Annotated in this window: 15 protein-coding genes; 9 read left to right on the top strand and 6 right to left on the bottom strand. The window is 73.3% G+C overall.

All coding sequences use genetic code 11. The features are described from left to right. Positions 1–179 precede the first annotated feature (179 nt). Positions 180–626 carry a hypothetical protein gene (locus tag ACFXKZ_RS37620; protein ID WP_380007436.1) on the top strand — a complete coding sequence of 149 codons (447 nt, stop codon included), beginning with the start codon at positions 180–182 and terminating at the stop codon, positions 624–626. A 35-nt stretch (positions 627–661) separates the two neighbouring features. On the opposite strand, the gene ACFXKZ_RS37615 is transcribed toward ACFXKZ_RS37620, so the two are convergent. After that, positions 662–2,476 (bottom strand): glycosyl transferase, encoded by a 1,815-nt coding sequence (locus ACFXKZ_RS37615; RefSeq protein ID WP_380007433.1) that lies wholly within the window; start codon positions 2,474–2,476, stop codon positions 662–664. Between the two features lie 156 nt (positions 2,477–2,632). Between ACFXKZ_RS37615 and ACFXKZ_RS37610 the strand changes: the two genes are divergently transcribed. The 3 genes from ACFXKZ_RS37610 (at position 2,633) to ACFXKZ_RS37600 (ending at position 8,130) form a co-directional block, all read left to right on the top strand. Continuing rightward, positions 2,633–3,205: a GNAT family N-acetyltransferase gene (locus ACFXKZ_RS37610; protein ID WP_380007430.1), complete on the top strand. Its 573-nt coding sequence runs from the start codon at positions 2,633–2,635 to the stop codon at positions 3,203–3,205. 83 nt (positions 3,206–3,288) lie between these two features. After that, positions 3,289–6,243, top strand: coding sequence for an AAA family ATPase (locus ACFXKZ_RS37605; protein WP_380007427.1), 2,955 nt, complete (start codon positions 3,289–3,291; stop codon positions 6,241–6,243). Between the two features lie 120 nt (positions 6,244–6,363). Then, positions 6,364–8,130: an ATP-binding cassette domain-containing protein gene (locus ACFXKZ_RS37600; protein WP_380007424.1), complete on the top strand. Its 1,767-nt coding sequence runs from the start codon at positions 6,364–6,366 to the stop codon at positions 8,128–8,130. Positions 8,131–8,146: 16 nt separating this feature from the next. On the opposite strand, the gene ACFXKZ_RS37595 is transcribed toward ACFXKZ_RS37600, so the two are convergent. Further along, the gene (locus ACFXKZ_RS37595; protein ID WP_380007421.1) at positions 8,147–9,547 is read right to left on the bottom strand and encodes an aminotransferase class V-fold PLP-dependent enzyme; all 1,401 of its coding nucleotides are present in this window, start codon (positions 9,545–9,547) and stop codon (positions 8,147–8,149) included. A 224-nt stretch (positions 9,548–9,771) separates the two neighbouring features. On the opposite strand from ACFXKZ_RS37595, the gene ACFXKZ_RS37590 reads away from it, so the two are divergent. Next, entirely contained in the window at positions 9,772–10,794 is a 1,023-nt protein-coding gene (locus tag ACFXKZ_RS37590) for an ABC transporter substrate-binding protein (protein WP_380007418.1), read from the top strand. A 148-nt stretch (positions 10,795–10,942) separates the two neighbouring features. On the opposite strand, the gene ACFXKZ_RS37585 is transcribed toward ACFXKZ_RS37590, so the two are convergent. Together ACFXKZ_RS37585 and ACFXKZ_RS37580 are read right to left on the bottom strand one after the other, a co-directional pair. After that, positions 10,943–15,508: a hypothetical protein gene (locus ACFXKZ_RS37585; RefSeq protein ID WP_380007415.1), complete on the bottom strand. Its 4,566-nt coding sequence runs from the start codon at positions 15,506–15,508 to the stop codon at positions 10,943–10,945. Positions 15,509–15,633: 125 nt separating this feature from the next. Next, positions 15,634–16,542, bottom strand: coding sequence for an AraC family transcriptional regulator (locus ACFXKZ_RS37580; protein WP_380007412.1), 909 nt, complete (start codon positions 16,540–16,542; stop codon positions 15,634–15,636). 50 nt (positions 16,543–16,592) lie between these two features. On the opposite strand from ACFXKZ_RS37580, the gene ACFXKZ_RS37575 reads away from it, so the two are divergent. After that, complete coding sequence (locus tag ACFXKZ_RS37575; protein ID WP_380007409.1) at positions 16,593–17,033, top strand: DUF2000 family protein; 441 nt, start codon at positions 16,593–16,595, stop codon at positions 17,031–17,033. A 73-nt stretch (positions 17,034–17,106) separates the two neighbouring features. On the opposite strand, the gene ACFXKZ_RS37570 is transcribed toward ACFXKZ_RS37575, so the two are convergent. Continuing rightward, positions 17,107–17,616 (bottom strand): cupin domain-containing protein, encoded by a 510-nt coding sequence (locus tag ACFXKZ_RS37570; RefSeq protein WP_380007406.1) that lies wholly within the window; start codon positions 17,614–17,616, stop codon positions 17,107–17,109. 288 nt (positions 17,617–17,904) lie between these two features. Continuing rightward, positions 17,905–18,471: an NADPH-dependent FMN reductase gene (locus ACFXKZ_RS37565; protein WP_380007403.1), complete on the bottom strand. Its 567-nt coding sequence runs from the start codon at positions 18,469–18,471 to the stop codon at positions 17,905–17,907. Positions 18,472–18,743: 272 nt separating this feature from the next. Here ACFXKZ_RS37565 and ACFXKZ_RS37560 point away from each other — a divergent pair, with 272 nt between their 5' ends. From ACFXKZ_RS37560 to ACFXKZ_RS37550, 3 genes are all read left to right on the top strand, one after another. After that, the gene (locus ACFXKZ_RS37560; RefSeq protein ID WP_380007400.1) at positions 18,744–19,256 is read left to right on the top strand and encodes a SigE family RNA polymerase sigma factor; all 513 of its coding nucleotides are present in this window, start codon (positions 18,744–18,746) and stop codon (positions 19,254–19,256) included. 102 nt (positions 19,257–19,358) lie between these two features. After that, complete coding sequence (locus ACFXKZ_RS37555; protein WP_380007397.1) at positions 19,359–20,288, top strand: hypothetical protein; 930 nt, start codon at positions 19,359–19,361, stop codon at positions 20,286–20,288. Positions 20,289–20,416: 128 nt separating this feature from the next. Continuing rightward, the gene (locus ACFXKZ_RS37550) at positions 20,417–21,199 is read left to right on the top strand and encodes a DUF3152 domain-containing protein (RefSeq protein WP_380007394.1); all 783 of its coding nucleotides are present in this window, start codon (positions 20,417–20,419) and stop codon (positions 21,197–21,199) included. Positions 21,200–21,231: the final 32 nt, after the last annotated feature.

Raw genomic sequence — 21,231 nt, 5'->3', positions numbered from 1 at the left:
GAACCACTGTGCACCTGCTTCTCCGGCACGCCGATGCACGGCATCCGCCCTTCGGGCTCCTCGCTGCGCTCACGCCGCGGAGCCCGACGGGGGTTTGAAGACACGCGCCGGCGCGGCGTGCCCGGTCACATTCGCGGGGCGGGGCGCGTCAGTCGGATAACGCAGTCGAGTATCGGGAGGTGGCGGGCGTGGTGTGCGTGAACCGCTACGACCAGACCTACATCGATGCGTGTCGGGCCTCGATCGAGTGCCAGGTCGACACGTATCACGCACTGGCGGCGACGGGGGCGCGGTTGTCCGGCGCGGCCGCGACACGGTTCGAGAAGGCGCTGGAGGCGTTCGAGCCGGTGTTCTTCAACAACCTGGTCCTGGCCCTGGACCATTTCTTCGCGAACCGCAGCCGCAGTCTGGAGAAGAAGGACGGCAACCCCGTCAACGAGGTCCGGGTGCTGGCCAGATCGTTGACGGCGCACGCCGGTCGGCTGGTCGGCGACACGCAGATCCGGCTGGATCCCGCGCTGTCCGTCCTGGGATATCGGCTCGGCGAGGAGATCGCGCTGTGCGAAGCACAGTTCCTGCGGCTCGCCAAGGCGTACTTCGCCGAGATCGAGGCCAGATACCGCTGATCCGGTGCGCGGTTTCGGGCCGGATCGGGCCCGGCCTATCCGGCCCGGGCCGCCGCCACCAGCGGTCGTACGTCCCATATCTGCACGTCGGCGACCTGTTGACCCGGACCGAGCAGCGCGGTCAGGGTGCCGGCCAGCTCCGCGCCGTGCGGGTGCCGGGGCAGTACGACCACGTCGGCGCGCCAGCGGGCCAGGTCCTCGCGGGCCTCGCGGCGCTGGTCGTCGGTGATCTCGGGGACCTTGCCCTCGGACGCGACCCGACCGAGCAGAGCCGAGGTCGGGCTGTAGTCGGCGCCGTACACACCCACCCGGTCGGGACCCCACGGGCCGACGAAGTAGCCCTCCGCGAGCGGGAAGCCCAGGTCGGCCACGCTCTGCCAGTGCAGCGCGGACGCCTCGACCACGCTCGGCAGCGGCACCACGACCACCGACCCGTGGTCCACGTACGGGCGCCACCGTCCGTCGGCGAAGAAGGCCGGTACCGGGCGCCGGTCGACGACGTCCAGCGGGGTGGGCGCGATCGGGAGCAGGGCCATGGTCAGCACGCCGGCCCAGATCAGCCGTACCGGCAACTCGCGCTCGGTGACGGGTCGATCCCGGACCGAGGCCAGTACCCGATCGGTGGCCATCGCCAGCAGGACCGCGATCGCGGGGACGCAGACCATCGCGTATCGGGATTCCAGGATGGATTCGAACAGCGGCAGCTTGTTCACCAGCTGCCACGGTCCCGGGATGCCGGTCTTGTCGTGGTCGACCACGATCCGCAGGCCGAGCGAGAGCAAAGCCGCGACCAGGGCGGTGATCGTCGCCGCTCGGGCGACCACCTCGCGGCGCAGCCAGACGACGAGGAATCCGGTGAGGATCATCAGCGGCCAGCCGAAGAACGCGTTCTCCTCGGTCGGGCCCTCGGACAGCGCCGCCGCGCTGCTCCGGTCGCCGGCGAGGGAATCGCTCGCGTACGCGGTGAACGCGGCCAGGTCGTTGCCCGACTCGTGTTCGAGCGAGGAGTAGTGCTGCGGCCCGAAGAACTGCACCCACAGTGGATACGCCACCAGCGCGAACGACACGGCGGCGGCGATCAGCAGTCCCGTGCCCAGCGGTCGGGCCGCCGCCTGGGCCGCCTCGGGGCGGGCCAGCGCGTAGACGAACCCGAACACCACCAGGCCGGTGGCGGCGAACACCAGCGGTTCCTCGCCGATGAAGATCTGGAACGCGATCAGCAGCCCGAGCACGATGCCGTTGCGCACCGGGCGTTCGTCGCGCCACAGCCGGATCACCGCGCCGATGATCGGCGGAATCACGAAGAGCACGACGAAGTTCGGATGCGCGTTGCCGTGCGCGACGATCGGCGGCGCGAACCCGCAGAACCCGCCGGCGATCACCGCCGCCGCGCGATGTTGCACGAGGTGGCGGATGAACAGGCGGTACCAGGCGAACGCGCTTGCGGCCAGGCCGCCGGTGAGCACCAGGGCCCACGTGCTGGTCGGGCCGAACAGCAGGGTCACCGGGGTCAGCGGTACGCCGAGGCCGAGCATGGCCGTGTTGGCCATCATGTTGACGCCCAGCGGGTGGTTCTGCAGGTCCGAGATCAGCGGATTGCGCAGGTCGCGCACCGCGTCGGCGGTGGCGTCGAAGAACCACTCCCACATGTTCTGGTCCTGGCCGGCGGAGGCCAGGTAGGCGTGATCGAGATCGGCCCAGAGGTCGTGGTAGAGCCAGATGGCGAGCAGGAGGAACCCGACGGCGACCCACCGGTCGCCGGCACGCACGCCGGGTATGCGGCCGCCGCGTATACCCCCGGCGCGCGTGAAGCGGGACGAGATGCGGAGCCGGGTCGCGACGGCGGCCATGGATCGGGTCCTTCCGGGGAGATTGCCCGCCATGAGCGCCCAGCGGCGAGAGGATCGCCGGCCATGGTACGAGGGCCGGGCGGCCGAGTGGGCACCGGGGTCGCCGGCCGGGTAAATTCGCCGGCTCGGCGCCGGGGCGGCGGCCAGGATGGTGGGATGTCGATCTTTCTGGAGACGCCGCGGCTGGAGTTGCGGGCGTTCGTCGAGTCGGACCTGATGCATCTGGTCGAGTTGGACGGCGATCCGGAGGTCATGCGCTTCATCGACGGCGGGCGGCCGACGTCGGTCGAAGCCGTTCGGGAGCGGGTCCTGCCTCGGTTGCGGCAGGTATACCCGGCGTGGGGGCGACCGGGTTTCTGGGCCGCGCGGGAGCGGGACGGCGGGCGGTTCGTGGGGTGGTTCGAGCTGCGTCCGCTCGTCGAGGACGGTGTCGACGTGGTCGAGCTGGGATATCGCCTGCGTCGTGACGTGTGGGGGCTGGGCTACGCGACCGAGGGCGCGGGGGCGCTGCTCGACCGGGGTTTCGCCGAGCCGGGACTGCACGAGGTGACCGCGAACACGATGTCCGTGAACCGGGCCTCGCGACGGGTGCTGGAAAAGCTGGGCCTGACCCTGCGACGCACATACTTCGACAACTGGCCCGAGCCGATCGAGGGCTCCGAACACGGCGAGGTCGAATACACCATCACCCGCACCGAATGGCTCCACCGAACCCGGCCCACCGCCTGACCCGGCGCAACACCACCCGCCGCCCTCCGCCCACCACGGATCCGCCGGCCCGAGGGGCCGCGGGGCGTGGGAAGCTGCGTCGTGTGACTGTTCTTGTCGGGGTGCCGCTGTTTGTTGGTCGTGAGTCCGAGATGGGGCGGCTTGTCGAGGCGCTGGGCGAGGCCGACGGCGGGGAGCCCCGGGTCGTGTTGCTCACCGGGGAGGCCGGGGTCGGGAAGACTCGGTTGTTGGACGAGTTTTTGGCCGGTGCCGCCGATCGGTCGCAGCCGACCGTGGTCGCGGTCGGGGCCTGTCTCGAACTTGGTGCCGAGGGGCTGCCGTTCGCGCCGTTCTCGGCCATCCTGCGGGCGCTGGCGACCACGCTCGGCGACGACTTCGACGCCGTGGTCGGCGACCGCCGCCGCGAGCTGGCCTGGATCTCGCCGACGCTCGCCGCCGAACCCGTCGTGGGCCCCGCACCGGAGCGGGCCGGGCTGTACGAGTCCGCGCTGCGCCTGTTGGAGCGCGCCGGCGAGGACCGCACCCTCGTGATCGCCTTCGAGGACCTGCACTGGGCCGACTCGGCCACCCGCGAACTGCTCGCGTTCCTGGTCCGCTCGCTGCGCCGGGGGCGGATCCTGCTGGTCGGCACGCTGCGCGCGGACGCGATGGACCGCAGCCACCCGATGCGCCGCCTGGTCGCCGAGCTGGAACGCATTCGCTCGGTGGCCCGGGTGGAACTGGGCCGGCTCACCCTGCCGCAGGTGGAGAAGCACCTCACCGGCCTGCTCGGCGAGACCCCCTCGCGCGCCCTCACCCGGCAGGTGTTCGAACGCTCCGAGGGCAACGCGTTCTTCGTCGAGGAACTGGCCGCCGGCATCCGCGACGGGCGGCTCACCGACCTGTCCGACACGCTCCGCGACCTGCTCCTGATCCGCATCGAACAACTGCCCGAACAGGCCCGCCGGGTGGTTCGGCTGGCCGCCGTCGGCGGCATCGGCGTGGAACACCGGCTGCTCGCCGAGGTGGCCGGTCTCGACCCGGACACCCTGGAGACGGCGCTGCGCGCGGCCGTGTCGGGGCACGTCCTGGTCTCCGACGCGGACGGCGAGGGCTACACCTTCCGGCACGCGCTCGTCGGCGAGGCGGCGCTCGGCGACCTGCTGCCCGGCGAGCGCACCCGGATGTACGCGGCGTTCGCCCGGGCCCACGACACCCTGGTGGAGCGCGGCGAACTGTCCCCGCACCGCGACCACGTGGAGCGCCGGGCCCGCTACTGGACCGCCGCCGGGCGCCCCGCCGAGGCGCTGCCCGCGAGCCTGACCGCGGCGGTCGCCGCCGCCGACCGGTACGCCTTCGGCGAGGCCCGGGAGCTGTACGAGCGGGCGATCGCGATGTGGGACATGGTCCCCGACCCGGAGCAGTCCACCGGCACCACGCTCGCGCAGGTCCTGGACGGCGCCATCGTCGCGGCCCGCTACGACAACTCCGGCGATCGCGAACTCGCCCTGCTGCGCCACGCGTTGGACCTCGTCGACGAGGAGCGCGACCCGCTGCGGGCGGCGCTGCTGTGGACCCAGCGGGCGAAGTCGCTGAACCGGCTGGGCCGCGGCTCCGGCATGGTCGAACTGGAGCACGCCGAAAGCCTGTTGCAGGACCGACCCGACTCGATCGAGTACGCGGGCGTGGCCCTGCGCAGCGCCCGCGCCCACTTCCTGGAGGGACACGTCCAGGAGGCCCTGCAGATCGCCCGGCAGGTCCTGGAGATCGCCCGCCGACTCGACGACCAGGACATGATCGCCGGCACGCTCCAGGCGCTGTCCTGGTTCCTGACCGGGTCCGGCGAGCCGGACGAGACGCAGGCGCTCGCGTACGGCCTCGAGGCGGTCCGCGTCGCGGAGGCGGCGACGGGCGGCAAGCCGGACACGCTGATCTACGTGCTCGGCAACTGGGCCTCCGTCCTGGAGGGCGTCGGCCGGCACGAGGAATCGGTCGCCGCGCTCCACCGCGCGCTCGACCTGTCCCGCGAACGCGGGGTGGTCCGCAACACCGGCGCGTTCCTCCTGGGCAACCTCGCGGAGAGCCTGTTCTCGCTCGGCCGCTGGGACGAGGTGGCCCGGACGGTGGACGACATCCGCGAGCACAACGCCGACGGCTGCGCCACCGGCCACGCCGAACGCATGCTGGCCATGACCCACCTGGTCCGCGGCGACATCGCCGAGGCGGCGGCCCCGCTGACCCACGCGCGCGAGAGCGCACGCGGCAGGCACCAGGAGGCGCAACACCGCATCCCGCAGTCCGGCGCCGCGATCGCGTTGGCCCGGGCGCAGGGCCGGCGCGCCGAGGTGGCCGAGATCCTGGACGCGGAACTGCGGGCCGGATTCGGCGTCGGCAACCAGCGGTTCGCCTTCCCGCTGCTGATCGAGGCGGCCCGCGCGTACGCCGACGACGAGCCGACCGCGGCGACCCGGGCCGACCTCGCCCGGATCCGGGCGGCCGGCGCGGCGCTGGCCCAGGACTGCGCGCTGGACCGCACCCAGGCACGCACCCTGACCGCCTACCTGGACCGCGCCGAGGGCACCGACAGCGTGGACCGATGGCGCGAGGTGGTGGCGGGCTGGGAGGCGACCACGCAGCCCTATCCCACCGCGCAGGTACAGACCGACCTCGGCGCCGCGCTCGTGGCCGCCGGCGAGCGGGCAGCCGCCGCCGACGTGCTCGGCCGGGCCCACGAGACGGCGGTGCGCCTGGGCGCCGTGCCGCTGCGCGAACGTATCGAACTGCTCGCCCGACGGGCCCGACTCGAACCGTTCGGCCGCGCCGGCGCGAGCTCGACCGCGGCCCGATCGGCGCACCAGGCGGGCGATCTGACGCCCCGTGAGCAGGAGGTGCTGGGCCTGCTGGTGGACGGGCGGAGCAACCGACAGATCGCCGAGACGTTGTTCATCAGCGTCAAGACGGCGAGCGTGCACGTGTCCAACATCCTGGCCAAGTTGGAGGTGGCCACCCGCGGCGAGGCCGCCGCGCTGGCCCACCGGATGCGGCTGCTCGACGACTGATCCGGCGCCGACGAACCTCGGCGAGCCGACACCGATCGTCCCCGGCGGGGTGTCCGGGGCCGGGTGCACGGGTTATACATGACCCGTCGATGGTTCGGGGGCAGTCGTCGGGGGGCGCTCATGGCAGGGCACGGGATACGGGTCGCGGCGTGCGACGTGGAGCGAACGGTCGGCGGGCGGACCGTGCTTCGCGGCGTCTCGCTGGTCGCCGAGGCCGGCGAGGTGTCGGCGATCGCGGGCGGCAGCGGGTCGGGCAAGACCACGCTCCTGGACACCCTGGCCGGGATCCGGCCGCCGAGTGCGGGCGAGGTGCGGCACGACGGCGGGCGGCCCGACGCGCGCGGCCTGGGCTATGTCCCGCAGGACGACATCCTGCACCGCGCGCTGCCGTTGGCGCACAGCCTGCGCTACGCGGCGGCGTTGCGCGCACCGGCCGACGAGGGGCCGGCCGACGCCGTCGAGCGCACTCTGGCCGCGCTCGGGCTGACCGCACTCGCGGATCAGCGGGTGGGCACGCTCAGCGGCGGCGAGCGCAAGCGGGCCGGCATCGCGGTGGAGTTGCTGACCCGGCCCAGGGTGTTGTTCCTGGACGAGCCGACGTCCGGCCTGGACCCGGCTGCCGCGGCCGAACTGATGGCCCTACTGCACGAGTTGGCCCGCGCGGGCACCACCGTCGTGCTCACCACACACGCCCCGGCCGACCTGGCCCGCTGCGACCGGGTGGCGTTCCTGGCGCCCGACGGACGCCCCGCCTACGTCGGCGACCCCCGGGCGATGTGCGCGCACTTCGGCGTGGCGACCGAGGCCGACGTGTACGCCGCGGTGGCGTCCCGAGGGGCGAGCGTGGACGCGGGCCGTGAGCCGGAACTGCTACTGGAACCAGAACTTGGCGCCCTGGAACCGGAGTTGGAGCGAACGGCCGGACCGGGCGGCAGGTCTGGCCGGGCCGCCGGATCGGTGCCCACATTCGATCACGCGGCCGAACCACGTCCCGCCGCCGCGACACCCGCGGCCGTCCGCGGACCGGGCCCGGCCCGCGGCGCCGGAAAAGCCGATCACCCGCTGCGCCAATGGTCGATCCTGGCCCGCCGCGATCTCGAACTGATCACCCGGGACCGGCTGACCGCCGCGATGCTGATCGGCTCACCGCTGGTGATCGTGGCCATGTTCGCGATGCTCTTTCGCCCCGGCGCCTTCGACCCGCTCGCGCCGAGCCCGTCCGGAGCGGCGATGATCCTGTTCTGGATCGCGTTCGGCGGCTTCTTCTTCGGGCTGACCTACGGGCTGTTGCAGATCTGCGTGGAACTGCCGATCGTGCGCCGAGAACGGCTGACCGTGCTGCGGATCGGGCCGTACCTCGCGGCCAAGTTCACCGTGCTGTTGCCGATCCTGGTACTGGCCGACGTACTGCTGCTCGCCGTGCTGCGCGGGATGAACCGGCTGCCCGTCGCGTCCTGGAGCGTGTACGGATCCCTCCTGGTGACGCTGCTGCTCGCCTCGGCCGCGGCGCTCGCGCTCGGGCTGCTGACCTCCGCCGCGGTGACCGAAGTGGGCCAGGCCACGCTGATGTTGCCGCTGCTGTGTTTTCCCCAGGTGCTCTTCTCCGGGGCGTTCGTCCCGGTGCCCCGGATGCCCGCGATCGGACACACCCTCAGCTACGCGATGACCAACCGGTGGGCGTTCGAGGCGCTGGGCAGCGACCTGGACCTGTCCGGCCGCTGGGCGCACAGCCGTTCCCCGCTCGGACCGCCACTGCTCGCATCGTACGGCGACAGCTTCGAGCATGCGCCGTTGCTCGGCTGGGCGGTACTCGCGGGCTGCACCGCGCTGTTCGTCGCCGCGACCTGCGTGGTGCTGGCCCGCCGCTGCCCCCGGGCCGGGCGGTGAGCGCGCGCGGGCGTGGTCAGCAGCGCAGGCGCGGGGCCAGTCCGTTCGGGTCGACCGGCCGGTCGCGGTAGGTGCGGACCAGGAAGTCGAGGAAGGCGTCCACGTCGGCGCGGGTGGACGGCAGGCCGAGCGAGACCCGGACCGCGCCGCCCGAGGGCAGACCGAGCCGGGTCAGATAGTCGTCGAGGGTGCCGCCGGACGCGGCGGTGCGCAACACCGCGCCGCGCAGCGTGCGTCGGCCGATCGCGAACGCCGCCTCGCCCGCGCCGGGATTGCAGAAGCAGCCGGTGCGCACGCAGATCCGCGCGGCGGCGGTGTCACGCGCCACGACCCGCTCGTCGACCACCCGCCCGGCGGCGTCCAAGACGTTGAGCGCCACCGTCGCACCCCGCTCGTCCGTCGTGCCCGGTCCGTACACCCGCACCAGCGGTTCGCCGCCGGGATGGCGCAACCCGGCCAACCCGGCCAGGAGATGCGCGGTCAACGCGGCGACCCGCTCGTGGATCGCGTTCATGCCCACCTCCTCGACCCAGGCCAGGCCCTGCGCGACGTCGGGGACGGCCAGGAAGTTGAGCGTGCCGTCCTCGTACGCGGACTCGTCGTCGGCCATGCGATGCCAGCCGCCCTGCGCGCTGACCGCCTCGATCGTGCCGCCGGCGAACCATGGCCGACGCAGTCGGGCCAGCGCGTCCCGACGGGCGATCAGCGCACCCACGCCGGTCGGGTAGCCGAACACCTTGTACCAGCTGACCGCGACGAACTCCGGTTGCACGACGCCCAGATCGAGCACGTTGGTGGGGGCGTACGCGGCCGCGTCGAGCAGTACGTCCCAGCCGTGCTCGTGGGCGACGTCGATCCACTCCAGGGGGTGGCGTACGCCGGTGAAGTTGCTCTGTGCGGGGAACGCGAACAGGCCCCGGCGGCGGGCCAGCGTGGCGCGTAATCGTTCCCCGTCCAGGCGCAGTTCGGGCCCGGACAGGCCGATGTACTCGGTGCGGGCGCCGCGGACGCGGGCATACTCGCGGATCCCGTTCACCGAGTTGTGGTTGTCGATCGGCAAGAGGAAGCGGGTGCCGCGCCGGAACGGGTAGGCCTCGCCGACCAGTCGGCAGGCGCCGGTGGCGTTCGCGGTGAACACCGCCGCGTAGCGATCCGGATCGGCGTTGAAGTGCGCCAGGATCGCCCGGCGGGTGTGCTCGACCAGGTCCGTGGAGGCGACCGACGCCGGGTGTTCGGAGTGCGGATTGCCGTAGGTACGGCCCGCCATGCGTGCGGCGTGCGCCTGCCACTGGCGGCGTGCGGCCAGGCCGGCGCCGGTGTGGTCGAGGTAGACCAGGCCCTGGTCGTCGAGATAGCCGTATTCCGTGCGGCGGATCGCCTCGAAGTCCGGCGGTCCGGCCGGCTCGGCGCTTCCCACGGTCCCCACCTCCCCCGGACGTCCGAGTCTCGCGCCCTCACGGAGCGCACGTCAACGGATGCGACCGCGTGTTCCGGATGCCCGTTCTCACCCCTGATGGCGGTTCCGCGCCAACCATCCTCTAGGGTGAGGAAAGGTAAGCCTTACCTGAACACAGGTGGGTCGATCGCCGCCGCACCGTGGCGTTCGGCCCGCGTCCCCCACGCGCCAAGGAACCAGCACCCATGCCGATACCCCGCCGCCGGATCGCCGCCGTCGCCGTGACCCTGTCCGCCGCCCTGCTCACCGGGGCCTGTGGCAGCTCGGACTCGTCCGACGGGAACAAGGGCGGCAAGCCCGCCGTCGCCGCCGGCGGCAAGGAGTTCGGCAACGCCGGTCAGGTCACCACGGGCCTGGGCACCGACGCGGCGCCGGGACAGTACCCGCGCACCATCCGTACCGCGATGGGCGATGTGGTCCTGAAGGCGCGGCCGAAGCGGGTCGTCGTGCTGGACACCGGCGAGTTGGACAACGTCGCCGCGCTCGGTGTGCAGCCGGTCGGCGTCGCGTTCACCGACGGCTCCCAGGAACTGCCCGCCTACCTGGAGGGCAAGGCCGGCAAGCCGGCCAAGGTCGGCACGATCAACAGCCTCAACCTCGAGGCGATCGAGAACCTGAAGCCCGACCTGATCCTGGGCAGCAAGCTGCGCGCGGAACAGCAGTACGCCACGCTGGCCAAGATCGCGCCGACCGTGTTCTCCGTGCGCCCCGGCTACACCTGGAAGGAGAACTTCCTGCTCAACGCCGCGGCCCTGGACAAGACCGCCGAGGCGAAGCAGCAGCTGGACGCCTACCAGGCTCGGGCGAAGGCGCTCGGCGAGAAGCTGGGTCCGAACAAGCCGACCATTTCGATGGTGCGGTTCATGCCGGGCAAGATCCGCCTGTACGCGAACAAGTCGCTGATCGGCACGGTGCTCCAGGACGTCGGCCTGCCGCGCCCGGCCAACCAGAACATCGACGACCTGGCCGTGGAGCTGTCCGAGGAGCGCATCACCGAGGCGGACGCCGACCGGATCTTCGTCGGCACCTACGGCCCGGCGGACAAGACCGCGCAGGGCAGGGTCACCGACAACCCGCTGTGGAAGAAGCTCGGCGCGGTGGAGAAGGGCAAGGCCGTCACGGTCCCCGACGAGACCTGGTACCTCGGCCTCGGCGTGGTCGCGGCGAACTCGATCCTGGGCGACCTGGAGAAGAACCTGGCCGGCTGAGGCCGCGCGGTGGGGACCGGCCCGATGTCAGGCCGGTCCCAGCGCGTGTCTTCGAACCCCCGTCGGGCTGCGCGGCGTGAGCGCAGCGAGGGGCCCGACGGGCGGATGCCGTGCATCGGGGTGCCGGAGAAGCAGGTGCACAGTGGTTCTATTCGCCTGTTTCTCCGGGGCGGCGAGGTGCGGTGCCGGGCGTCGTGGAGCTCGGCGGGGGTTCGAAGACACGCGCCAGCGGTTCGCGGGCCGCGTACGTCAGCAGGCCGGCGATTCCGGCGGCCGGGCCGTGTGCGCGGCGCCAGTGCTCGTCGTGTTCGGTCAGTGCCGCGAACAGGCGCTGCCACGAGCGGTCCTCGGTGCCCAGCAGGTCGACGGCCAGCACGGCGACCTCCACGTATGCCGCGTCGACCGCCGCGCGCACCGGCCCGGCCAGGTCGACCCGGGTCCGGGCGTCGGCGAGGTAGCGCAGCGCCCGTTCCGCGTGGCCGACCTCGTGCACCAGGTCATGGCCGGTCAACAGGCCCGCCTCGACCAGGCGTTCCACCTCCGCGTGCCACTCGGCGGTACCGCCGTCGGGCACCACCAGCGCGGTGACGGCGCGGGCGGTGCGCGGGCCGCGCCGGGCCGCGGCGAACGCCTCCGCCGGATGCAGGTCGGCCAGCATCGACAGGACGATCTCGTCGGGCGCGTCCGGTCGGGTCGCGAGCGCGTGCCGCACCCCCGCCGGCCACGGCTCACGGGCGTGCTCGCGCGCCAGCAGCGCCCAGTCGCGTCGGTACGGCCGATCCAGGACCCGCTCCGCGTCCGGCAGCCGCCGGCACCCGCGCAGCCGGGCCACCAGCCGGGCCGGCGACGACTCCCGCTCGACCCGCTCGCTCAGCACCGCCAGCCCGGCGTCGAGCGCGGCGCGCGCCGGCGGGAACACGTCGAGCCCGGCCCGCCCCCCGGCCGGCGGGGCGTCGAGCGCGCGATCGTGCGCCTCCAGGGCCTTGCCGGCGATCCCGGCGGCGCCGCTGCCCAGGAGGCCGCGATCGATCACCGCGCGTAGCCGGTGCGCGCCGCCGAAGCGCAACACGTTGTGGGCCGCGAGTAGTTGGTCGAGCAGGGACAACTTCCCGGACATCGCCGCCAGGGCCGGTTCGACCACGTCCGCGTCGGCCGCCTCGACGGTGACCCGCAGCGCGTCCACCCAATACGCCGAGAACACACCGGGTTCGAGCAGCCGGGCCCGCAGCGCGGCGGACAGCGGCCGGGGGTCGTCCGCCGCCCGGGCCAGAATCCGCCGCCGCTCGGCCACGTCGCCGCGCCGCTTCACATCGCCGTACAACCGGTCGTCCAGCGCCGGATCGCGCCGGGCCAGCAGGCGTTCGCGCACGTGTCGGGTGTGCGATGAGCGGGCCTCGCCCTCGGCCAGGATCAGCGCGGGCTCGACGTCGGTCAGGCCGAGCACGTACTCGACCAGGTCGGCGGTGACATGCCGACCCCGCTCGGCGTCGCGGGCCAGGATGCTCGGCGCGCCGGGCGCAAGCAGCGGCAGGACGGCGCGCAGCACCCGCACGTCGGCGTAGACGAGCAGGGCCGATCCGGCGTCGGAGAGCACCGCGGGCGGTCCGTCCCCCGGCGGCTCCGGCGCGCCGGCGGCGACCCGCTCAAGGAGCTTGGGCAGTGGCAGTTCGCTGCCGTCGCTGTCCATCACCGCCAGCGCGGCGAGCCAGCGGCGCGGGTCGTGGCCGAGGTGTTCGGCGAGCAGCGCGCGCACCGCCCGGGTCAGCGGTTCCCGGGCGAGCTGGGAGAACTCGCCCGGCCGCGCGGCGCTCAACGCCCGGGCGGGGGTGCCGGCGATCAACTCGGCGGGGCCGACCAGCCCGGCGCGGTAGCGCACCGAGGCCGAGGCGCCGGCGCGGAAGCCGACCGGATCGCGCCGGGCCAACCGCTCGCGCGGCAGATCCACGGGAGCCGCCGCGCAGGCCGCGCGCAGCCAGTCCGGGTGGGCCAGCCCGGGTACATCCGCCTCCGGGGTCTCCGCGAAGACCGTGAGCACGGCCGGATCGGTGGGGATCGGCGCGCCAGGCACCATCGACCGCAGCAGATGCGCGGCGGCCAGCGCACAACCCCGGTCCGGGGCGCCGCGTCGCCCGCACCGGGTCGGCAACGTCGGCCCGACCCGCTCGGGGGTGCGCGACGCCGGTGGGGATGTGGCCAGTTCGCGCGCCGATTCGGCGATCTCGGCGTCGTCGGCGGCGCGTTGCCCGGGCCCAGGCGGCGGTCCGGCGGCCTGGGCGGCGACGTCGATCAGCTCGCCGACGGTGCCGGCGAACGAGTCGAGCAGGCTCAGCGCGATCACGCTCGCCTCGACGTGCCCGGCGAGCCGGGTCCGCACCAGCGCGCCGATCCGGGCCCGGACCGGTGCGGCGACGGTGCCCCGGGTCAGCTTGGGCAGTGCGCGCAACACCTCGCCGGCCGGGCGGGCGGTGTCCACCAGGCGTATCGGGTCCAGGAGTTCGTGCTCGACGCAGTCGTTCACCCAGCCGGCGTCGGTGCGGTGGAAGGCGACCTCGCGCAGCCGATCGATCGGCTCGCGGTTCAGGTCCTCGGCGGTCGTCCCGCAGGCGCGGTTGACCACCGCGAGGCGCAGCAGGCGGGCCGGTTCGCCGACGGCGTCCTCGTGGCGCAGGAGTTCGTCGATCGACTCGGGTGCGAAGGGTGTCTCGCGATGCCGGGCGATCAGGCGCGGCAGGTCGTACGCGTACGGCTCGTGCACCAGCGTCGCCAGGAGCCGGCGGGTGGCGTTGCGCCCGCGTGCGCCGGCCAGCACGTTCGGCAGTGCGTCGGGGTCCTCGTACGGGATGCGCACCGCGCCCAACCGGCCCGGCCCGGCCGCGGATTCGAGGTGGTCCGGGAGGGCGTCGGCCCGGTGGGGCCCGAGTCCGCCGATCAGTTCCACCAGGCGTCGGGCCGCGTCGGGGCCGCCGCGTCGCCACACCTTCAGGAACGCGAATGCCCGCGCGTCGGCGGAGGGGAACGCGTACAGCGCGGCGTGCACCAGCTCCGGGTCGCCGCTGACCACCAGCGGGGTGAGCCGGCGCTGGTCCGAGCAGTCGAGCAGTTCGGCGCGCAACGCCGGGTCCAGCGGCACCGGTTCGGTCCGACCCGTGGTACGCGGCGCGCCCGAGGCGATGCGGCGGCGCAGGGTGAGCGGGCAGTGGGGGTTGCGGTACACCGCGGCGTTCACGCGGGGTTCGTCCAGCCCGACGAGCCGGCCCAGCCGGCGCGGATCCAGGCCCGAGTTGGCTGCCAACGCCGCGCAGACCCTCGGGTCGCGGCCGGCGAGGGCGGTGTCGAAGACGTGCTCGGGGAGCGGGCCGCGGCCGAGCAGATCGCGCAGCAACTCGTCGGGCAGGTGCGGCAGCAGGGCGCGTAGATCCTCTGCCGGGGCGGCGTGGAGCAGGAATCGGTAGGGCCGGGACAGCGCCGGGGGCGGTGCGCTGCCGGGGCCCGGCACGGTGCCGTCGGCGATGCCCGCCAGCAGGTCGGCCAGGGTGCCTCGGTAGCGGGACAGCGCGCCGCGCAGGGTGGCCCAGCGGTCCGCCGAGCAACCCAGGTGACGGTGGATCAGCTCGGCGAGCGGGCGGTCCGGCGGGAGTTCGGCGAGCATGGCCACCCCGACGCGGGCGGGGGCGACGCGGCTCGGGATCGGCGCGGCGTGTCGTTCGTCGGCCAGTCCGGACGCGGCGGCAGCGGCGGCGATCCGGGTCGCCTCGACATGGCCCGGCAGGTGCACCGCGGCCTCCAGGAGGGCAACCGAGGGGCGGGCGACGCGCGCCACCGCGGCCGGGTGGGCCCGATACAGCTCGGCGAGCAGCACCTCGGGACAGTCCGGCCGGGCGGCCAGCGCGACGGCGGCCGACTCGGGCAGCGGGTCGGCGCGGTGCGCGGCCGGCAGCCCGGTCCAGTCGACATGCCGGCGCCAGGTCGGTTCCGGCTCGCCGGCCCGCAGCCCCGCGATCAGCCCGGCGGAGCCCTCCGCCGCGAGCACCGCGGCCCGCAGCGGCCCGTCGTCCCCGGACGCGAGCGCGGCGGCGGCCAGGTCGGCGACACCGGGCCCGGGCGCGCTGCCCGGCTCGGGCGGCACGCCGGGCCGAAACCGCACCTCGCCGAGCAGCGCGCCCAGCCGCTCCGGCTCGGCGAACAGGCCGAGCAGGCCGCGCAGTTGTTCGGCGCGGGTCAGCCGCGGGCCCTGGGTGCGCAGCGCGTGCTCGATCAGCGCCGGGATGCCGGAGACCACCGCCGCGCCGACGAAGTGCGGGTGGTCCGGCGGGTCTTCGGTACACGCGCGGATCTCCTCCCACAACACCGCGAGGGCGATCGCGTCCGGGTGCCGGCCCGGGGCGAGGATCTCCCGGCGCATCCACGGCAGCGCGGTGGCGTGCCGGTAGACCAGGCGATCGACGACCGGGTCGGGCCGTTCCAGGAGCGCGGCCAGATCGGCCGGAGTGGCCCGGGGGTTGCGCGCCACCGCGCGGCGCACCGGCACGTCCGGATCGCGGACCGCCCGACGACGTGCGGTGATCGGCAGCGCCGCATCGGCCAACCAGGCCGGATCGCGCATGCCGAGTCGATGCCGCAGCCGGCCCGCGTCGCCCGGCTCGCCGCTCGCCACCGCGAGTGCGAGCAGCACCTCCGCGGCCGGGTCGGATCGCCGCGCGGCTCCCTGCGTCACTGTTCGCCTCCCCTTGCTGGTCGGACCCACCGGCCGTCCGTCGTGGCTCCGCCCGGGTTCCGGGCGGCATCGCGAGGACCACCCCACCACAGCTCACCGACGATCGGCCGTCGAGCGCGGACCGGTCAGGGGCCGACAGGGGTGCCGGACAGGGGCGCGGGCGCGGGCCGAGGTCGGCGGCGATCGCCCGGGGCGGTCGTCGGGATCGCCGACGAGCGCCCGCGCATCGCGACCGCACCGGCCCCGATCCGCGCGAACCGGCCCGGGCTGGTACCCAATACACGCCTGAAGTGCCGGTTCAGATGCGACTGATCATAAAATCCCGCGGCGGTGGCGACGGTGTGCGCCGGCATGCCGTCGAGCAGGAGCGTGCGGGCCAGGTCGACCCGACGGCCGGTCAGATACTGGTGCGGGCCGATTCCGAACTCCCGGCCGAAGGCCCGGACCAGATGGGTCGGATGCGCGTACAGCACCTCGGCCGCCTCGCGCAGCGTGACGCCCTCGACATAACGCTCGTCCAGCAGGTCCCGCAACCGGCGGGCCAGGCCCGGATCGCGCACCTGCGGCGGTGCGCCGACCCGGCCCCGCAGGTGGGTGCGCAGCCGCTCGGCGATGAACGCGAGCCTGCTCTCGGTCTCCAGCTCCTCGCCGGCGCACGCCAGCGACAGGTGCAGCCGGTCCAGCCGGAGGCGCAATTCCGGATCGTCGAACACCGGTCGGTCCACGGCCGGGCCGATCAGGGAGTGGGGCAGGTGCGAGGAGTCCAGATACAACACCCGCTTGTGGAACCCGGTCGCGGTGGCCGCGGCCCCGTTGTGCGGCACATGCGGCGGCAGCAGGCTCACGGTCTGTCGCAACACACCGTGTTCGTGCCGGTCCAGGTCGTAGCGGATCATACCGTCGTCGACGATCAGCAACGTCCACGCGGCGTGCGTGTGCATCGGGTAGGCGTGGTCGGTCATGTGCGCGTGCAGCACCTCGGTGACGCCGGCCACCGGTGGCCGCCACGCCACGAGTTCCGCACCGGCAACCATGTCAGGATCGTACAAGACGGGCCGATGCGGGCCCCGGAAGACTTCCGGGCATGGAATCCGAGCACGCCGAGAATGCACCCATCCGTTTCGACACCAAGATCGCCGTCCTGCTGCGCGAGGACCTGGCCGCCTGGCAACGACTGAACGTGACGGCGTTCCTGGTCAGCGGCCTGGGCACCCGGGTGCCGGAGGTGATCGGCGAGCCGTACGCGGACGCCGACGACACCGCGTACCTGCCGATGTTCCGCCAGCCGGTACTGGTCTTCGAGGCCGGGAAGGAACTGCTGACCACGGCGCACGCCCGCGCCCTCGGCCGGGACCTGCCGGTGGCGGTGTTCACCGCGGACCTGTTCGCGACCGGCAACGACCGGGACAACCGCGCGGCCGTGCGGGCGGTGCCGCGCGCCGATCTGGACCTGGTCGGCATCGCCGTGTACGGGTCGCGCAACGCGGTGGACAAGGTCTGCAAGGGCGCGGCGATGCACCCGTAGGGCCTGTCCGCGGGAAACCCGCAGGGCCCGGACCACGTGAGGTGGCCCGGGCCCTGCGTCGCGGTGCGTGGGTTCACTTCCCGGCGATGGCCTCGCGCCACACCGGGCTGTCGACGTAGTGGTTGTCGAACCGCTCGGACGTCGCGCGCAGTTCGGCGAAGTCGGCCTCGCCGCGGTGCACCCGCTCCAGCAGGCGGTAGTAGTCGAAGCGGTCCATGCCGGGCGTGAAGACCACCAGCATCTTGGCCTCGGTGTCCGGGGCCGGGGCGAAGGCGTGCGTGGTGTTCGGCGGCACGAGGAGGAAGTCGCCCGTCTCCAGCGTCACGATCTCCTCGCCGAGCAGGATGCGCATGGTGCCCTCGGTGACGTGGAACATCTCGCTCGCCCGGGTGTGGAAGTGCGCGGGCGCGCCCGGCGAGCCCTTGCGGAACGTGGCCAGGTTCGCGGTCAGCCCGGGGGTGTCGGCCAGCAGCGTGATCAGGCTGGTCGGACCGTCCTGGATGATCTCGGCGTCCCGGGTACGGACCAGGACGGGGACCTCGCCGGTGCCGGCGGCGGTGGTGTTCGAGGTGTTCGCGGACATGGTGGCTCCTTGCGTACGGACGTGCGGGAGAGCAGTGGATCGGTCGACCGGTGCCGGTCGAGGTGATGCGTACGGTCGGTGGGGGCGCTTCGCTGCTTCCTCGGCGCCCGGCCCCGCCGTTCGTTGACACCAATCTACGGCCGCTTTCGACCCTCGCAATGGTGCATTCCGAGGCCGAAATGATGGGTCAATTTCCAGCCCTCGGTCGACCCCGGACAAACAAGGGTGGGGTTTCGCCGCCCCGTGACGGCGAAACCCCTCCCGCGCCCCCGAAGGAGTCCCGGACGCCTACTTGGCGTCGATCTTGTCCCGCAGCGCGACCAGCAGATCGCGGAGCAGGCCGATGGTCGTCTCGTCGGTGAGGTTGCCCGCCTCGTCGAAGCGCTCGTGCGACCGGAACGCGATCACCTCGGGCTTGACCACCACGTCGGTGTGCGTCCAGACGAATACCTGACGCAGTGCCAGCTGGGCCCGTACGGAGCCGAAGTTGGTGGGTGCGGCGCCCATGATCGCGGTCGGCTTGTGCAGCAGCGGCAGCCCCTCGGTGCCGCTCCAGTCGGTGCTCGCCCAGTCGATCGCGTTCTTCAGGACGCCCGGGATCGAGTAGTTGAACTCGGGCGTGGCGATCAGGAGCCCGTCCGCCTCGGTGATCCGCCGGCGCAGGTCCGTGGCCGCGGCGGGCCGATCGCCCGGGGTGTCCTGGTCCATGTCGTACGGGGGAATCTCGCGCAGGCCCTCGTAGATCTCGATGTCCAGCCCACCCGGGGCGAACTTGCGTGCGGCGTGCAGCAGTCGGGTGTTGTGCGACTCGGCGCGCAGGCTGCCGGAGACGGCCAGGATCTTGACGTCGCGCACGCGATGGCTCCTTGGGGTGAATGTGGCCGGGTTCGGCGACCGGGTCGGTCGACGGTGCTCTCGTTCCCGGGCGCCGAACCAACGTATGGCCCGTTCGATGTCGGTATGACCGGCCCGACATGCCAATTGGGGGACCGATTGCGACACGCGTACGAGCCCGCGAGGGCGACCCCCGCCCGTCCCGCCCATGCTGTGACGCAGGACACATGCGTCCGCCCCCTCCTCCGGATGCGTATGGACCAGGGATGGACTCGACAGGAGGGGAGGTCGGGATGGGACGGCAGGGCCGCGACGGGTTCACCGAGTACGCCGAGTCCTCGGCGCAACGCCTGTGCCGGACGGCGTATCTGCTGTGTGGCGACTGGCATCTCGCCGAGGACCTGACCCAGATCGCCCTGGAGAAGCTGTACGTGGCCTGGCGCCGCATAGAGCACACCGACCAGCCGCACGCGTACGCGAAGCGGGTGCTTCTGAACGCCTACCTGGACCGCAGGCGCCGACTCAGTTCCACCGAGTTGCCCGGCATCGACGCGGCGGGCCTGGAGCGCCGCCCCGACGCGGCGGCCGACGCCGATCTCCCGGACGTACGGCTGACCCTGATCGACGCGCTGATGCGGTTGGCGCCGAGAGACCGGGCGGTGGTGGTGCTGCGGTATTGGGAGGACCACAGCGTGGAGGCGGTCGCCGAGATGCTCGGCATGTCCACCTCTGCGGTCAAGAGCGCCGGCCCCCGCGCACTGGCCCGGCTGCGCGGAACGCTCGAGGTCAACCCCCTGATCGGCTGAGCGGAGGAGAGCAGTGACGAGCGGGACCGAGAACGACGGCGAAACCGAAGCCGATACGAAAACCGATATGGGAATCGATGTCGACCGGAACGGGAGGCGGCAATGGCGGCGGATCGGGTGACCCCACGATCCGGGACCGAGCCGGGACGCGGGTCCCCCGGCGGAGCGGACACCGACCTCGACGTCGAGGTCGTGCTCGACGTCGACCCCGACCTCGAAGAGGCCTTTCGACGGCAACTGCACGCCGAGTTGGGGAGCCACGACGCCCGCCCGATGGCCGAGGTGGTGGCCCGTGCCGCCGCCCGAGGCCGGCGGCGGGTGTGGATCCGCGCGGGCGCCGTCGTGGCCTCGATGGCCGCGGTGGTGACGATCGGGGTGGTCGCGGCCACGGTCGCGCCGGACGCGGGCGAGCCCGACTCGCGGCAAGCGATGTCACCCGCGTCGAGCGGTGTACCCGAGGCGCGACCTCGGTCGGTTGCCCGCACGGCCGAGGCCCGGATCGCGGAGGCCCGGGAGGTGATCGCACGGCAGCTGGGCGACCTGCTCGTTGCCCTGCTGCCGGCGGAGGGGACGAAGTCGGCGGTACGGACCGGGTATTCGCCGGAGTACGGTATCTCGGCCGCGCTGACCTGGGACAACGGCCAGGGACCGGCCGGGGTGTCGATGTCGCTGCGCTCGGGCGAACTGGCCGCGTGCGCCCCGGATGCCGCCACCGAGCCCAGCCGGATCGACGAGTACGGGCGCAGGCACCACCTCAAGTGCATCGGCCCGCTCGGGGAGGCCGACCGCTTCGCGTCGGAGTCCGTGCGCAGGACCGAGGCCGGCCTGGTCTGGGGGCAGGGCATCCAGATTCCGTCGGGGACGACCGTGTTCCGGCTGTTCTGGGCCATCGGGCCGCTCGACCGGGTGGAGATCCCGGACGAGAAACGACGGATGCCGTTGACCGACGACCAGGCGCGGGCGATCGTGCGGGACGCGCGCTGGTCGGACATCTCCCGGCAGTTGCGGGCAGCCGAACCGGGGACGGGGTGAGCGGGCGCGCCATGGGCCGTCGATCGAGATCACGCCTCCCGGCCGGGAGCCGCGCGGGAGCCAGGGCGAGGGCCCGCTCGCACGCCCGCCGGCGGCAGGTGACCCGTGCGTGGGTCGTGGCGGGGGCAGTGACCGCCGTAGTGCTCCTGATCGCGCTGATACCGCACGGCTCCGGCGGCGGCTCACCGACCACAGACGTCGGTGCCGTCCGGCCCGACGCACCGATCGGGCGGCCGGCCGAGGCCACCCCGACGAGCCCGGACGGGCCGTCGGCGCAACGGGACCTGCCGGTACGGACATCCGCCTCGCCGGACCCCGAGGCGCAGGCGAGCGTGCCGTTCGCCCTGGACGCCGAACTGCGGCTCGGCGGCACGTTCGTCACCGTGCCCGGGGAGGCGGCGGCGCCGCGTCCGGGGCGGCGGGTCGCCTATCGGGTGGAGATCGAGCAGGGACTGCCCCTGGACGGCGCGCTGTTCGCCGACATGGTGCAGCGCACCCTCAACGATCCGCGCAGCTGGTCCCGGGACGGGCTCGCCTTCGCCCGCACCGACGGCGCCGCGTCGTTCGTGGTGCGCTTGTCCAGCCCCGGCACCCTGCATCGGATCTGCTCGCCGATCGTGGGCGACACCAGCAGGTCCAACGTGTCGTGCAATGCCAACGGCACACCCTGGGTGATGATCAACGGCAGCCGCTGGGCCCAGGGTTCGACCGCGTACGGGGACGACCTCCTCGGCTACCGCCGCATGCTGATCAACCACGAGGTGGGCCACCGGATGGGCCACCAACACAGCACCGGGTGCGCAGCCGGCGGCCTGGCTCCGGTGATGATGCAGCAGACCAAGTCCCGGGTGGCGGACAACGGCGAACTGTGCGAGGCCAACCCCTGGCCATACCCGAGCGCCGGCGGCTGACGACCCGCCCGCCCGTTGCCCCGCCGCCGGCC

Origin of the sequence: Embleya sp. NPDC059237 (assembly GCF_042754105.1) — a bacterium.
Taxonomy (GTDB): Bacteria; Actinomycetota; Actinomycetes; order Streptomycetales; family Streptomycetaceae; genus Embleya.
This window is presented reverse-complemented; position numbering and strand designations above follow the sequence as displayed.

Excerpts from the sequence above, each read along its gene's own strand:
- ACFXKZ_RS37615 (WP_380007433.1), bottom strand. The coding sequence starts at position 2,476 with ATGGCCGCCGTCGCGACCCGGCTCCGCATCTCGTCCCGCTTCACGCGC.
- ACFXKZ_RS37610 (WP_380007430.1), top strand. The coding sequence starts at position 2,633 with ATGTCGATCTTTCTGGAGACGCCGCGGCTGGAGTTGCGGGCGTTCGTC.
- ACFXKZ_RS37600 (WP_380007424.1), top strand. The coding sequence starts at position 6,364 with ATGGCAGGGCACGGGATACGGGTCGCGGCGTGCGACGTGGAGCGAACG.
- ACFXKZ_RS37590 (WP_380007418.1), top strand. The coding sequence starts at position 9,772 with ATGCCGATACCCCGCCGCCGGATCGCCGCCGTCGCCGTGACCCTGTCC.
- ACFXKZ_RS37580 (WP_380007412.1), bottom strand. The coding sequence starts at position 16,542 with ATGGTTGCCGGTGCGGAACTCGTGGCGTGGCGGCCACCGGTGGCCGGC.
- ACFXKZ_RS37575 (WP_380007409.1), top strand. The coding sequence starts at position 16,593 with ATGGAATCCGAGCACGCCGAGAATGCACCCATCCGTTTCGACACCAAG.
- ACFXKZ_RS37570 (WP_380007406.1), bottom strand. The coding sequence starts at position 17,616 with ATGTCCGCGAACACCTCGAACACCACCGCCGCCGGCACCGGCGAGGTC.
- ACFXKZ_RS37560 (WP_380007400.1), top strand. The coding sequence starts at position 18,744 with ATGGGACGGCAGGGCCGCGACGGGTTCACCGAGTACGCCGAGTCCTCG.
- ACFXKZ_RS37555 (WP_380007397.1), top strand. The coding sequence starts at position 19,359 with ATGGCGGCGGATCGGGTGACCCCACGATCCGGGACCGAGCCGGGACGC.